General features: G+C 70.3%; 12 protein-coding genes. 6 read left to right on the forward strand and 6 right to left on the reverse strand.

The window, feature by feature from the left end; genetic code table 11:
• Window positions 1–58: 58 nt before the first annotated feature.
• Both ACFU8Q_RS09760 and ACFU8Q_RS09765 read right to left on the reverse strand, forming a co-directional pair.
• A complete protein-coding gene (locus ACFU8Q_RS09760) occupies window positions 59–376 on the reverse strand; it encodes a hypothetical protein (protein ID WP_384450355.1) in 318 nt (105 codons plus the stop codon).
• A 135-nt stretch (window positions 377–511) separates the two neighbouring features.
• Window positions 512–1,666, reverse strand: coding sequence for an adenosine deaminase (locus ACFU8Q_RS09765; RefSeq protein ID WP_384450358.1), 1,155 nt, complete (start codon window positions 1,664–1,666; stop codon window positions 512–514).
• Between the two features lie 103 nt (window positions 1,667–1,769).
• On the opposite strand from ACFU8Q_RS09765, the gene ACFU8Q_RS09770 reads away from it, so the two are divergent.
• Together ACFU8Q_RS09770 and ACFU8Q_RS09775 are read left to right on the forward strand one after the other, a co-directional pair.
• Window positions 1,770–2,531: an alpha/beta hydrolase gene (locus ACFU8Q_RS09770; RefSeq protein WP_384450361.1), complete on the forward strand. Its 762-nt coding sequence runs from the start codon at window positions 1,770–1,772 to the stop codon at window positions 2,529–2,531.
• A 489-nt stretch (window positions 2,532–3,020) separates the two neighbouring features.
• Window positions 3,021–3,566 carry a hypothetical protein gene (locus ACFU8Q_RS09775; protein WP_384450363.1) on the forward strand — a complete coding sequence of 182 codons (546 nt, stop codon included), beginning with the start codon at window positions 3,021–3,023 and terminating at the stop codon, window positions 3,564–3,566.
• An 88-nt stretch (window positions 3,567–3,654) separates the two neighbouring features.
• Here the strand turns inward: ACFU8Q_RS09775 and ACFU8Q_RS09780 are convergent, their stop codons facing one another.
• Both ACFU8Q_RS09780 and ACFU8Q_RS09785 read right to left on the reverse strand, forming a co-directional pair.
• A complete protein-coding gene (locus tag ACFU8Q_RS09780) occupies window positions 3,655–4,275 on the reverse strand; it encodes a DinB family protein (RefSeq protein WP_384450366.1) in 621 nt (206 codons plus the stop codon).
• 203 nt (window positions 4,276–4,478) lie between these two features.
• Entirely contained in the window at window positions 4,479–5,432 is a 954-nt protein-coding gene (locus ACFU8Q_RS09785; protein WP_384450369.1) for a LysR family transcriptional regulator, read from the reverse strand.
• Window positions 5,433–5,494: 62 nt separating this feature from the next.
• On the opposite strand from ACFU8Q_RS09785, the gene ACFU8Q_RS09790 reads away from it, so the two are divergent.
• The 3 genes from ACFU8Q_RS09790 to ACFU8Q_RS09800 all read left to right on the forward strand — a co-directional run bounded on the left by ACFU8Q_RS09790 (window position 5,495) and on the right by ACFU8Q_RS09800 (window position 8,736).
• A complete protein-coding gene (locus ACFU8Q_RS09790) occupies window positions 5,495–6,814 on the forward strand; it encodes an MFS transporter (protein ID WP_384450371.1) in 1,320 nt (439 codons plus the stop codon).
• Between the two features lie 110 nt (window positions 6,815–6,924).
• Window positions 6,925–7,641 (forward strand): L,D-transpeptidase family protein, encoded by a 717-nt coding sequence (locus tag ACFU8Q_RS09795; RefSeq protein ID WP_384450374.1) that lies wholly within the window; start codon window positions 6,925–6,927, stop codon window positions 7,639–7,641.
• Between the two features lie 105 nt (window positions 7,642–7,746).
• Complete coding sequence (locus ACFU8Q_RS09800; RefSeq protein WP_384450377.1) at window positions 7,747–8,736, forward strand: sigma-70 family RNA polymerase sigma factor; 990 nt, start codon at window positions 7,747–7,749, stop codon at window positions 8,734–8,736.
• A gap of 93 nt (window positions 8,737–8,829) precedes the next feature.
• Here the strand turns inward: ACFU8Q_RS09800 and ACFU8Q_RS09805 are convergent, their stop codons facing one another.
• Entirely contained in the window at window positions 8,830–9,216 is a 387-nt protein-coding gene (locus ACFU8Q_RS09805; RefSeq protein WP_384450380.1) for an STAS domain-containing protein, read from the reverse strand.
• 301 nt (window positions 9,217–9,517) lie between these two features.
• On the opposite strand from ACFU8Q_RS09805, the gene ACFU8Q_RS09810 reads away from it, so the two are divergent.
• A complete protein-coding gene (locus ACFU8Q_RS09810) occupies window positions 9,518–12,859 on the forward strand; it encodes a S8 family serine peptidase (RefSeq protein ID WP_384450383.1) in 3,342 nt (1,113 codons plus the stop codon).
• 81 nt (window positions 12,860–12,940) lie between these two features.
• Here ACFU8Q_RS09810 and ACFU8Q_RS09815 read toward each other — a convergent pair whose 3' ends face one another.
• Complete coding sequence (locus ACFU8Q_RS09815; RefSeq protein WP_384450386.1) at window positions 12,941–14,218, reverse strand: thymidine phosphorylase; 1,278 nt, start codon at window positions 14,216–14,218, stop codon at window positions 12,941–12,943.
• Window positions 14,219–14,246: the final 28 nt, after the last annotated feature.

The following is a 14,246-nucleotide window of genomic DNA, read 5'->3' on the forward strand; positions in this document are numbered from 1 at the left end:
CCCGGTCCGGGTGTCCGCCCACAGGCGTGTGTACGGGGAGCGTTCCCGTGACGGGGGGTCAGCCGCCGAGCGGGAGGCCGTTGGTCGTCAGGCCGCTGGTCTGCATGCCGCCCGCGGGCAGGCCGCCGAGCAGGCCCTTGACCGGGGTGGCGGCGTCGCCGACGAGCTTCTGCCGGCCGGCGCCGAGGAGCTTGGTGGCCGTGTCCTGGACCGGCAGGGACCGGGGCGCGTTCTCCAGCGCCGAGCCGGCGACCGGCAGGGCGGTGGCCGCGGCGTCGGACGGCAGCACGGCGGCGGAGGCGGTACCCCCGGCGGCAGCGGCGAAAGCGGCACCGACAGCGGCGACGCCGAGAGTCCTGACAGCAGACTGCTTCATGTGAAATTCATCCTTGGGGAGAGGAACGTGGGGGGTTCTGAAACGTAGTCAGCCCACTACCTGTCCCGCAAACCCGCCGGATATGGGAAACGGCCGGGAAACCGCCGTCCCGGCCGCTTACCGAAGGAGTGCCGATCAGCCCGCGGAAGCGGAAGAAATGCTGGTCGTGGCGGTCTGCTCGAAGAGCCACTCGGACTTCAGCTCGGCGTATCCGGGCTTGATCACGTCGTTGATCATCGCCAGACGTTCATCGAAAGGAATGAATGCCGACTTCATCGCATTGACGGTGAACCACTGCATGTCATCGAGCGTGTATCCGAAGGTCTCGGTCAGCTTCTCGAATTCCTGGCTCATGCTCGTACCGCTCATCAGGCGGTTGTCCGTATTCACGGTGGCCCGGAAATGCAGCCTCCGCAGCAGACCGATGGGGTGCTCGGCGTAGGAGGCGGCCGCGCCGGTCTGGAGGTTGGAGGTCGGGCACAGCTCCAACGGGATGCGCTTGTCCCGTACGTAGGAGGCGAGCCGGCCGAGCTTCACGGAGCCGTCCTCGGCGACCTCGATGTCGTCGATGATGCGGACACCGTGGCCGAGCCGGTCCGCGCCGCACCACTGGATGGCCTGCCAGATCGACGGCAGGCCGAAGGCCTCGCCCGCGTGGATGGTGAAGTGGTTGTTCTCGCGCTTGAGGTACTCGAACGCGTCGAGGTGCCGGGTGGGCGGGAAGCCCGCCTCCGCGCCCGCGATGTCGAAGCCGACGACGCCCTGGTTGCGGTAGCGGTTGGCGAGTTCGGCGATCTCCAGGGACCGGGCGGCGTGCCGCATCGCGGTGAGGAGGGCGCCCATCCGGATGCGGTGGCCGTCCAGGCGGGCCCGGCGCTCCCCCTCCCGGAAGCCCTCGTTGACCGCCTCGACGACCTCTTCGAGGGTCAGTCCGGCTTCCAGGTGCTGCTCGGGGGCGTACCGCACCTCGGCGTACACGACACCGTCCGCCGCGAGGTCCTCGGCGCATTCGGCGGCCACCCGGACCAGGGCGTCACGGGTCTGCATGACGGCGCAGGTGTGGGCGAACGTCTCCAGGTAGCGCTCCAGCGATCCGGAGTCGGCGGCCTCGCGGAACCAGATGCCGAGCTTGTCGGGCTCGGTCTCGGGGAGTCCGTCGTATCCGCTCGCGGCGGCGAGGTCGACGATCGTTCCCGGACGCAGGCCGCCGTCGAGGTGGTCGTGGAGAAGGACCTTGGGGGCACGCCGGATCTGATCCTGGCCGGGCACATGGAGGGTCGGGCTCATCATTTGGGCACTCTAGCGCCTACGCGCGTAGATTGTCGCTTGCCGATGCGTAACAGTGACCGCGAATACGGGTGGAGTACACCTCTCCTTCTGACACTGTTCTGTCATGGCACAGCGCGCACTCCCCCTGCCTGCTGCGAGGCTGGGACGGGCCGTCAGGACGGCCGGAGCACCAACTGCGGTCAGCGGCGTGGTTCTGCTGCTCCCGGACGGCGAGGCCGACTCGCACCGCCGCCCCTCCCCCCTTTCGTACGCCCTCCAGCTGCCGCTGGCCCGGACCCTGGCCCGCGCGGGCCGGGAGGACGGGCTCACCGCGCATGTCGTGCGCTACCGCTGCCGCGGCTGGAACGCGACCGACGCGCAACTCGCGGCGGACGCCCGATGGGCGGTGGACGAGGTCGTACGACGCTACGGCGACGTCCCCGTCTGCCTCGCCGGCCATGGCATGGGCGGCCGCGCCGCCCTCCGCGCGGGCGGCCACGCGGCGGTCAACTCCGTTCTGGCGATGGCTCCTTGGCTGCCCGAGAACGCGGTGGTCGAGCCGGAACCGGTGAAGCATCTGCTCGGCCGGCAGGTCCTGCTCGTCCACGGTACGAACGATGCCCGCATCGACCCCGAACTCTCCTTCCGCCTGGCCGAACGCGCCAAGAAGGCCAACCGCGACACCTGCCGCTTCGAGGTCCACTCCGACGGCCACGGACTGCGCCAGCACCGCGCCGAAGTAGCGGCCCTGGCCACGGACTTCGTCCGCGGCTCACTCTTCGGCCACGCCTACGCCCGTCCGGTCGCCGACGCACTGGCGGCGCCGCCGCCGCTGGGGTTGCGGATGCCGCTGGCGGCGGGGTTCGGGAAGTCGCTGCGGGGGTGAGGTGAGGGGCACGGAGCCGGTGGGGACGAAGTCGGCCACTTCCGAAGGGGGCCGCCCGGTGACCCGCTCCACGCCGTCCGCCTTGCGGTCGTACCGGTTCTCCGCATGAAGGCGGACCATGGTGGAGATGTGCCGGAAGACGTGGTCCGGCCGCCCCAGCGGCCTGAGATCCTGGTCGATCCATTCCTGCAGGGGGACGTCGCGGTAGCCGACCGGCCGACCCAGGAGCCTCTGCCCGCGTCGCGGTCGAGGCCGGAGTCCGCGCACTTCTATCGCTTCGCCGCCGCGACTCATAGGTTGATCACGCGATGCGCAGCCATGAACAACGACGGCATGAGGGGGGCTCATGAGTGCCGGGGTCCACAGCGCGAGCAACGGCGCTTCCGGGGAGTGGCCGACGGTTCACCTGGTGGCAGTAACCCGGCTCCTGCCGTCCGGGGGTGCGGTGCACGCGGCGCCACCTGGCGGGACGGGGCCGGTGATGGGGTCGTGACCGCAGTGCGGGTACGCGTGCTGGAGGGCCCGCTCCTGGTTCAGTGGCTCTGCGCCGAAACGGCCTTCGCCTGGGTTTCCGTCACCGTCGCGGGTGTCTTCGGTGCTTTGGGGGACCATCCGACGGCGTGGTTCATCCCCGCGTGCCTGGTGCTGCCGGTCGTGCTGCACTTCGCGTTGCGGGGCCGGTTCGCCGTACGCCTGGACGACGCCGGGATCACGGTTGTCCGGCCCTGGAACCGCCGCCGCGCGGCCTGGGCAGAGGTGGGCGGGGTCCGCTTCGCTCCGCTCCCGATCGACGAGGACGACGTCGCCAGGTGGGCGGTGACGATGACCGTGAGGACCTCGCGCACACTCCCCCTGACCATCGTCGACGACACCGACGACCCGGCCTTCGACACACTGCTCCGGCATGGCCGGCTGTTCCGGCCGTTCGCCGACCGCGGCCTCGGTGTCCTCGGCGCGCCGGAAGGCTCACGCGAACGCGAGTACTTCGAGCGGGCCGTACGCGCGGCCGGCGGCAGGGCGTCCGGCGAACGGTGACGCTCCGGGCCGTGCGCCGGACCACCGTGACAGCGCCGTACGGGCTCCAGGTCTCCGGTCCGGGCCCCCGCGGGAACACCGCGCGGCGTCAGCTCCGTCGCGCGCGGTACAGGTCGCGAATCAGGGCGATCTCGGCTCCGTGGTGCAGGAGTTCCTGGTTGACCCACCAGACCGTTTCGAGGAACGGGTCCTCCGGGTCGCTGCCGTGCGGGTAGGTGCTGTACCCCACCGTGTCGAGCGCGGCGTCGTCTGCGGTGAGCAGGGCCTTCCGCCATGCTGCGGCGCCTTCGTCGAAGGCCGCGACCGCCCCCATGGCGTCCGGGCTGCTGTGATAGTCGTCCCTGGTCAGCGTGTGGCTGCCGGCCGTGTGGTCGGCGCGCAGGGTCAGCATCTCGGCGAGGTGGCTCAGGCGCCACGCGATCGTGGTGAAGGGCGGCGGGAACGGGTGCGGGAAGGGCGTGGCGTCGCGTCCCCAGTTCCCGGCACCGGTCAGGAGGGTCGCGTGCGGCCCCGGCCCGCCCGAACGCGGGCGGACCGACCAGCAGTCGGGCACCGGCTCCCAGAGGCACTCCTCGTCCGTCATGGGACCGGCTGGTACGTCCGTCCCGTCGCCGCTGTCCACGACGGGACCTGTCAGGCGGTCGGCGAGGCGCCCGCGCGCGAAGTCGAACTGCTGGAGCAGCGGAACCAGTCGGGGCGGTGCGGTCATCGAACACTCCTGGGGAGGCCGGTGGCGTGCGGGACTGAGCCGTGGGCCCGTCACTCTGTCACGGCCGGTACCGCACCGCAGTTCATTTTCCGGCGGGGCCGGGTCCGTGCGGTACGACGGGCGGGCTCCGAGCGGAACGAGGGCGCCCCGTACGCCGCCGCCGGTCCGCTCGGCGGTGCCGCCCGTCGCCCCCGGGGGCCGGCTCAATCCGGCAGCAAATGCCCCCGCCGAGACAGCAGGAAGCGCTTGAAGGCGGCCACCGGCGGGGTGTCCGGGTGGCCGTCCAGCCAGGCGACGCCGATCTCGCGGGCCGCCCTCGGGGCCGTCACCGTGAGTTCGACGACGCCCGGGCGGGCCACGGCGGGCGGCGGCAGCAGGGCCACGCCGAGGCCGGCCGCGACCAGGCCGCGCAGGGTCTCCGCCTCCTCACCCTCGAAGGCGACACGTGGGGTGAAGCCCGCCTCCGCGCACAGGTCATCGGTGATCCGCCGCAGGCCGTACCCGGGTTCGAGGGTGACGAACTTCTCGTCGGCGGCCTCCGCCAGGCGGATGCGGCGGCGCGAGGCGAGCCGGTGGTCCTCGGGGACGACGAGGCGCAGTCGCTGCTCGTCGAGGCGGCGGGCGACGAGGTCGGGGGCGTCCGGAACGGGAGAGGTGAGGCAGAGGTCGAGGCCGCCGGACCGGAGGCGTTCGATCATCGCCTCGCCGTAGTTCTGCACGAGCTGGAAGCGGACCCGGGGGTGGTCGGCGCGGAAGGCGCGGATCAGGGCGGGCACGGTCTCGGAGCCCATGGTGTGCAGGAAGCCGAAGGCGACCTTGCCGGTGGCCGGGTCGGCATCGGCCCGTACCGAGTCGGCGGCCTTCTCGACCTCGGCGAGGGCCCGCTCGGCGGAGCCCAGGAAGGTGCGGCCCGCGGGCGTGAGGGAGACGGTACGGCCCTTGCGGGCGAACAGGGCGACTCCCAGGTCCTGTTCGAGCCTGACCATCGACCGCGAGAGCGTCGACTGCGGAACGCCGAGCTCGTGCGCGGCGCGGGTGACGTGCTCGTGGCGGGCCACCGCCTCGAAGTGAGCCAGTCGCGGTGCGAGGACGGCACGAATGTCTTCTTCGTAACTACTGGGTGACAGCCGCGGCTGTGACCTGGATTCATGCACCATGGGATTGATTATCGCAACTTCGCGCATTGGACGCATGAAGCCGGGCGGCCTACTTTCGAACCATGCCTCCTGCCAGTACCGGGGCGTCCACCCTCACCGTGGCCGCCTCGCCCCAGCCGTCCCCCGTCGCCACCGCTGCCACCACCTCCGCCGCCGCGCCGGACCGTCTCGAACCGGGCCGTCCCGGCTACCGCCGGATGAGCTTCGCTCTCTTCGCCGCCGGTGTCGCGACATTCGCACTCCTCTACTCCACCCAGGCCCTGCTGCCCGCCGTCTCCGCCTCCCTCGGCGCCACGGCCGGCCAGGCCAGCTGGACGGTCTCCGCCGCGACGGGCGCGCTGGCGCTGTGTGTGCTGCCGATGAGTGCGCTGTCCGAGCGGTTCGGGCGGCGGCAGATGATGACCGCCTCGCTGGCGGTCGCCGTGCTGGTCGGGCTGCTCGTGCCGTTCGCGCCCTCGCTGGGCTGGCTGATCGCGCTGCGCGCCGTCCAGGGCGCGGCGCTGGCCGGACTCCCGGCGTCCGCGATGGCGTATCTGGCCGAGGAGGTCCGGCCGAAGGCGCTGGTCGCCGCGATCGGACTGTTCGTGGCGGGCAACAGCATCGGCGGGATGAGCGGCCGTATCCTCACCGGCTGGATCGCCCAGCTGTGGGGCTGGCGGGCGGCGCTCGGCGCGGTCGGGCTGCTGGCCGTGGCCTGCGCGGTCGTCTTCCACTTCATGATCCCCAGGGCCCGGCACTTCACCCCGGGTTCGCTGAATCCCAAGGCCCTCGCGAAGACGGTGGGCGGGCACCTCGCGGACCCGCTGCTGCGCCGGCTGTATGCGATCGGCGCGCTGTTCATGACGGTGTTCGGCGCCGTCTACACGGTGATCGGCTACCGCCTGGTGGAGGCGCCGTTCAACCTCCCGCAGGGCGTCGTCGGGTCGATCTTCCTGGTCTATCTCGTCGGTACGGTCTCCTCCGCCGCGGCAGGCAAGCTGGTCGCCCGGCTCGGCCGACGGGGCGCGCTGTACCTGGCCGTCTCCACGACGGCGGCCGGTCTGCTGCTGTCGCTCGCCGACCAGTTGGCCGCCGTACTCCTCGGCCTGGTCCTGATCACGGCGGGATTCTTCGCCGGGCACGCGGTCGCCTCCTCGTCCGTGAGCCGTACGGCGACGAAGGGCCGGGCCCAGGCGTCGGCGCTCTACCAGTCCGCGTACTACCTGGGCTCCAGCGCGGGCGGCACGCTCGGCGCGGTCGCCTTCCACGCCGGGGGCTGGGCCGGGACCGTGTCGCTGGGGCTGCTCGCGGTCCTCGGCGTCGTCTCGGTCACGCTGTACGGCTCGCGGGCCGCACGCGCCGAGCGGCGGCGGCTCGTGCCGGTGGCAGCCGTACACAACTGAGACAGCGGCGTCCGTACAGAACTGAGACATACGGCGCACAACCATCCACTCCCCGACGCGCGTCTAGCAGGCGGAATCACCTCACGGCGCGCGAAGGGGAGTTGGCGTACATGAGAATCGCAGGGAGCATACGGGGGGTCAGTTCGCGGCGCACGCTCGCGCTGTCCGTCGCCGGTCTGATGGCGGCGCCCGCCCTCGTCGTGGGCACCGGCGGATCCGCGCAGGCGGCGTCCTGCACGACGTCCACCGGGCCGTACCAGAAGCAGGTCGAGAAGTATCTGCACCGGCCGGTCGACGGCAGGCAGTCGGCCGCCGACTGCAAGGCGATCCGGTCGTTCCAGACCACCTACGGCGTCACGCCCACGATCGGTTACGCGGGACCGGTCACCTGGCGCACCATGAAGACGCTGACGGCCCAGAAGGCGGCCGGCAAGAACCCCAACAAGGACAAGAAGTGCCCCACGAACAAGGGGCGCATCGCATGCGTCGACCTGACCCGGCAGCTGAGCTGGATCCAGGACGGCAGCAAGCTGAAGTTCGGTCCCGTGCCGGTGCGGACCGGGCGGGACACGTACGAGACGCGCACCGGGGCGAAGAAGATCTACTGGCGGCACATCAACCACGTCTCGTCGATCTACCACGTGTCGATGCCGTACTCCCAGTTCTTCGACGGCGGGCAGGCGTTCCACTCGGTGGGCCTGAAGATGTGGAACCCGCCGGGGTCGCACGGCTGCGTCAACATGCGGCCCGCCGACGCGAAGGCGTACTGGAATCTACTGAAGAACGGCGACGACGTATACGTGTACGGGCGCAAGCCCGGAACGTGACCGGTAGGTGTGCGGCTTGACCACGTCCCGCCCTCGTTGTCAGTGGCCTGTTGTAGCTTCCGAAGTGCTGGGTGAGCGGTGTAACAGCGCGACAGGGGTGGAGCGATGAGTGATCTGACAGCGACGGCGGACATCGACAGCCGTCTGGAGGGACACCGGGTCGAGCTGACCGGCTACTGCTACCGGATGCTCGGTTCGGCCTTTGAGGCGGAGGACGCGGTCCAGGACACACTGGTGCGTGCCTGGCGCAACTTCGAGAAGTTCGAGGGGCGTTCCTCGCTGCGGTCCTGGCTGTACCGCATCGCCACCAACGTCTGTCTGGACATGCTGAAGGCCGGCAACAAGCGGGCCCGTCCGATCGATCTGACGGGCCCGACGCCGCTCGCCCAGGCGACGCTCAACCCGCTGTCGGAGAACACCTGGCTGGAGCCGATGCCGGACGGGCGGATCCTGCCCTCGGTCGCGGACCCGGCAGAGGCCGCGGTGGCGCGGGAGTCGGTGCGACTCGCGTTCGTCGCCGCGTTGCAGCATCTGCCGCCCAAGCAGCGGGCCGTGCTGATCCTGCGCGAGGTGCTGGCCTGGAAGGCGAGCGAGGTCGCCGAGCTGCTCGACACCTCGGTCGCCTCGGTCAACAGCGCCCTCCAGCGAGCGCGCGCGACCCTCACGGAACACGAGGGCCGGGCCGTCGACACGGCGAATACGCTCGACGAGGAACAGCGCAAGCTGCTCGAGCGGTACGTAGCGGCCTTCGAGGGCTACGACATGGCGGCGCTGACGGCGCTGCTCCATGAGGACGCCGTGATGACGATGCCGCCGTTCGATCTCTGTCTCCAGGGGCACGACGACATCACCGGCTTCATGCTCTCCATGGGCGCGGGCTGCGCGGGCTCCCGCCTGGTGGCGACGTCGGCGAACGGCACCCCGGCGTTCGCGCACTACAAGCCGAATCCGGACGGGACCGGGTTCGTGCCGTGGGCGGTGCAGGTCATCGACATCTCGGAGGGCTCCATCACCGGGATGCACTGCTTCCTGGACACCCCGCGCTGGTTCCCGCTGTTCGGCCTGCCGGATCGTCTCGACGACGACGCGGCGTGAGCGGTAGGCCGCCGGGCAGGACCGAGGGTGAACGGAGCGCGGACGGGCGGGCGAAGGTCCGCGCCGGGCGCGCTCCCTCCGGGCCCCGCCCCCTCAGGCCCCGCTCCCCCCGGCTTCGGCTTCGGCCCCGGTCCCGCACCCGATGTCCACGCCGTCGGCCAGCCCCACCAGGTCCAACAGGGCCAGCAGTTCGGGCGATGCGTTGCGCAGCCGCAGTCGGCCGCTGCCCGCCCGGCGTACGACGAGCCCCAGCCGCGCTATCGCCTCGACCAGGGCCAGGTCCGCCTGTACGACCCCGCCCACGTCACAGTCCACCCCGGCATCCGGTGCACGGCCCGCGCCCCCGGGGTCGTACAGCAGCGACTCCATCTCGGCACAGAGTCCCGGCACCGCGGCCCGCGTGACGCGGCCGGTGACGACGAGCACGATCGAGGTCCTGGCTTCCACACCAGGGAGACCGACCCGGCGGCCGAAACTCATCGCTGACCACCTCCGCACCTTCCCGGCGCCCCGGCCCTCATCACGCCCCGTACCCGCCCAAGGAACTGCTCCCACCCGCCGCGCACCCGCTTCCTGCCCGCTCCTCGCCCGCCCCTCAGCCAGACAAGCAAGCGGTGAACGTCCGTCAACTGCGTTCATCTGTGCGGTTCCTGTGAACCTTTTCGATCAATTCCCCCTCTAAGCAAGTGAACCGGTCAGCACCGGCATCTCGTCGGTACCGACTGTCCAGTGGCCCCTCGGGGGGTCGCCCGATTCTCCAGGGGGAGAGTTGCGCAGACACGTGAGAAACGCGTGTGTTTCGACCATCGCCACGGCAGCCGCCGTGGCGCTCGCGGCCGGTATGACCACCCCAGCGGTGGCACAGCCGGATCAGGTCCGGCCGACGGGGACGAAATCCCTGCCCCGTTATCAGCTGACGCTCATCACCGGCGACCGCGTCTCGGTGGACGCCAAGGGCCGGGTCGTGGGCTTCCAGCCCGCGAAGGGACGTGCGCAGATACCCGTACAGCGGCAGGACCATGGTGGTCACACCTTCATCATTCCGTCGGACGCCCGCCGTCTGATCGGCTCCGGCAAGCTCGACCGCCGGCTCTTCGACGTCACTGTGCTGAACCGTCCGGAGATACGCAGGTCCCAGCAGAAGGGCCTGCGGCTGATCGTCGGTTACCAGGGCGCACAGAGCTCGTCCGCCCGGGCCGACGTCAGGGATGCCGGCGGCACCACGGTCAGCCGGACGCTGAAGTCCCTGAACGCCGAGTCGGTGGTCACGCCCAAGCGCGATGCCGGGGACATCTGGCATGCACTCACCACCAAACCGCAGCACAGCCCCCAGCGCACCACGGCCCCGGGAATCAACCGGGTCTGGCTGGACGGCGTGCGCAAGGCGAGCCTCGACAAGAGCGTGCCGCAGATCGGCGTGCCCGCCGTGTGGAAGGCCGGTTACACCGGCAAGGGCGTCAAGATCGCCGTCCTGGACAGCGGTGTGGACGCCACCCACCCGGACCTCAAGGGCCAGATCCTGGCGACGAAGAACTTCAGCGCGTCGTCCGACACGAAGGACCGGGTCGGTCACGGTACGCATGTGTCCTCCATCGTGGCCGGTACGGGCGCCAAGTCGGGCGGGAAGTTCAAGGGCGTGGCGCCGGACGCCAAGCTGCTCGAGGGCAAGGTGCTCGACGACGACGGCTACGGCGACGACTCCGGCATCCTGGCCGGCATGGAGTGGGCCGCCGCGCAGGGTGCCGACGTCATCAACATGAGCCTCGGCGGCTTGGACACCCCGGAGATCGACCCGCTCGAAGCGGCGGTCAACAAGCTGTCGGCCGACAAGGGCGTCCTGTTCGCCATCGCGGCGGGCAACGAGGGCGATCTCGGCGCCGGTACGGTCGGCTCGCCGGGCAGTGCGGACGCCGCACTGACCGTCGGTGCGGTCGACGACAACGACAAGCTGGCCGACTTCTCCAGCCGTGGCCCGCGCGTCGGCGACAGCGCGATCAAGCCCGATGTCACCGCCCCGGGCGTGGACATCACGGCAGCCGCGGTGCCGGGCTCGCTCATCGACCGGGAGTACGGCCAGAAGCCGGCCGGCTACACGACCATTTCCGGTACGTCGATGGCGACCCCGCACGTCGCGGGCGCGGCGGCGCTCCTCAAGCAGCAGCACCCGGAGTGGAAGTACACCGAGCTCAAGGGGGCGCTCACGGCCTCGACGAAGCCGGGTGCGTACACCCCGTTCGAGCAGGGTTCGGGGCGGATCGCCGTCGACCGGGCGATCGCCCAGACCGTCGTCGCCGACCCCGTCTCGGTGAACCTCGGTGTGCAGCAGTGGCCGCACACCGATGACACCCCGGTCACCGAGCAGGTGACGTACCGCAACCTGGGGACGACGGACGTCACTCTCTCCCTGTCGGTGACGGGTCACGACCCGAAGGGCAAGACCGCCCCGGCCGGTTTCTTCACCCTGGGCGCGAACGAGGTCACCGTTCCGGCGGGCGGCACGGCCGACGTGCCGCTGACGGCGGACACCCGCCTCGGTGGCACGGTGGACGGTTCGTACTCGGCCTACGTGGTGGCGACCGGTGATGGCCAGACCGTCCGCACGGCGGCCGCGGTGGAGCGCGAGATCGAGTCGTACGACGTGACGCTCAAGGCCATCGGCCGTGACGGCAAGGCGCCCGCGAACGCGAGAGCCGATCTCTCCGGCCTCGACGACTCCGTCTCCGACATGTGGCTCATGCCCGAGATCACCAACGGTTCGGTGAAGGTGCGGGTGCCCAAGGGCCTGTACTCGCTCAGTGCGGACCAGGTGCTGGGCTCGGACGATGTCTACAAGGGCGGCGACTGGTTCGTCCAGCCGAAGCTGAACGTCACCAAGAACACCACGGTGACGTTCGACGCCCGCAAGACCAGGCCGGTAAGCATCACCCTGCCTGTGAAGGGGCTCAAGCCCGGCTACGTCGCGACCGACTACACGATCGAGAACAAGAACTACTCGGCGGGCTTCGGCTACTCCGTGCCGGACCAGAAGAACTTCCGCACGGCGCACGTAGGCCCGAAGCTGACCGATCGCTCGCTGTCCCAGCACTGGACGGGCACCTGGTACAACGGTGCGTCGAGCGAGTACGACATCGCGCTCGGCGGCCCGGTGACCCAGTTCTCGACCGGCTACACCCGCAAGCTGACGGCCAAGCAGTTCGCCGCGGTCAAGGTGGCCATGGGTACGCCCGGTGTGAGCCGTAAGAACGGTGCCATCAACGCGTGGGGCAGCCTCCCCGGCGAGGGCGGGACACTGTCCCTGATGCCGGTGGAGCAGAAGCTCCCCGGCACCCGCACGGTCTATGTCTCCACCGCCGACAAGGCCACGTGGGGATTCGACTTCATGCAGATCGGCGGTCACGATGCCCAAGGCTTCCCGATCGTCGATTCCATGTACTCGCTCGGTGCCGAGCAGGCGTTCACCGGTGGCAGGACGTACACGAAGACCGTGAACGCCGGTGTCTTCGGACCGCGGCTGGCCAAGGGAGACGGCATCTACCGCGAGGGCAACGAATTGTCCGCGTCCATTCCGCTGCATGCCGACGGCAAGGGCAACGAGGGCTACATGGACTACACCTCGGTGAAGACGGTCCTCTACCGCAACGGCAAGAAGTTCGCCGAGAACCAGGATCCGCTCTTCGGACTGGAGCCGTTCGTCCTTCCGGCCGCGTCGGCGGACTACAAGCTGACGACCTCGGTCCGGCGCAGCGCCAGGATCGGCACCCTGTCCAGCCGTATCGACGCAAGCTGGACCTTCAAGTCCAAGAAGGCCGGCTCCGCGAAGCTCCCGGCATCCACGGTCCGCTTCACACCCAACGTGACGCTGGACGGCAAGGTGACCGCGGGCAGGACCGCCTCGGTACCGGTGACGGTGCAGGGTTCGGCCGCTGGCAGGAACCTCAAGTCACTGACCGTGTACGTCAGTTACAACGCCGGTAAGACCTGGAAGAAGACCACGGTCAAGTCGGGCAGGATCTCCGTGAAGAACCCGGCCAAGGGCAAGTCGATCTCCTACCGGGCCAATGTCACGGACAAGCAGGGCAACAAGTCCTCGGTGTCGATCTACAACGCGTACTTCGGCAAGTAGGCGCCGACCGCATGAGAGCGGCCCGCCGGGACGGATTCCTCCGCCCCGGCGGGCCGTTCGCGTGCGGTGCGATCGAAGCCGTTACGCGATGCGCTCGCGCACGACCGCCGTCGGTGTGAACTCCGTGCCCTCCGGGGCGATGTCGTACGAGGAGGGCAGGGCGTTCAGCGCGTAGTCGAACTTCTCCGGGGTGTCGGTGTGCAGGGTCAGCAACGGCTGTCCGGCCGTGACCGTGTCACCCGGCTTGGCGTGCAGTTCGACGCCCGCGCCCGCCTGCACCGGGTCCTCCTTGCGGGCCCGGCCCGCGCCGAGGCGCCAGGCGGCGACGCCGATGTCGTACGCGTCCAGGCGGGTCAGCACGCCGGTGGCCGGGGCCGTCACGACGTGCTGCTCGCGGGCGACCGGGAGCGCGGCGTCCGGGTCGCCGCCCTGGGCGGAGATCATCCGGCGCCAGACGTCCATCGCGGAGCCGTCGGCCAGGGCCTTCTCCGGGTCGGCGTCCTTGAGCCCGGCCGCGTCCAGCATCTCGCGGGCGAGGGCCAGGGTGAGGTCGACGACGTCCTTCGGACCGCCACCGGCCAGCACCTCGACCGACTCGCGCACCTCCAGGGCGTTGCCCGCGGTCAGGCCGAGCGGAGTGGCCATGTCGGTGAGCAGCGCGACCGTCCGCACCCCGCTGTCGGTGCCCAGCGCGACCATGGTGGAGGCCAGTTCGCGGGCGTCCTCGATGGTCTTCATGAAGGCGCCCGAGCCGACCTTGACGTCCAGGACGAGTGCGCCGGTGCCCTCGGCGATCTTCTTGGACATGATCGAGCTGGCGATCAGCGGGATGGCCTCCACGGTGCCGGTGACGTCGCGGAGGGCGTACAGCTTCTTGTCGGCGGGGGCGAGCCCGTCACCGGCGGCACAGATCACCGCGCCGGTGGTGTCCAGGACGCTCAGCATCTCCTCGTTCGAGAGGTGGGCGCGCCAGCCGGGGATGGACTCCAGCTTGTCGAGCGTGCCGCCGGTGTGGCCGAGGCCGCGCCCGCTGAGCTGCGGCACGGCGGCGCCGCACGCGGCGACCAGCGGGGCGAGCGGCAGGGTGATCTTGTCGCCGACGCCGCCGGTGGAGTGCTTGTCGGTGGTGGGCCGGGAGAGCGACGCGAAGTCCATGCGCTCCCCGGAGGCGATCATCGCGGCTGTCCAGCGGGCGATCTCGGTGCGGTTCATGCCGTTCAGCAGGATCGCCATGGCCAGCGCGGACATCTGCTCGTCGGCGACCTCACCGCGGGTGTACGCGTCGATGACCCAGTCGATCTGCTCGGGGGTCAGCTCGCCTCGGTCCCGCTTGGTGCGGATGACGGAGATGGCGTCCATGTCCTGGAAGTCCTTCCGGCCGGTACGT

The sequence above is a fragment of the Streptomyces sp. NPDC057543 genome, from assembly GCF_042801895.1.
GTDB lineage: Bacteria > Actinomycetota > Actinomycetes > Streptomycetales > Streptomycetaceae > Streptomyces.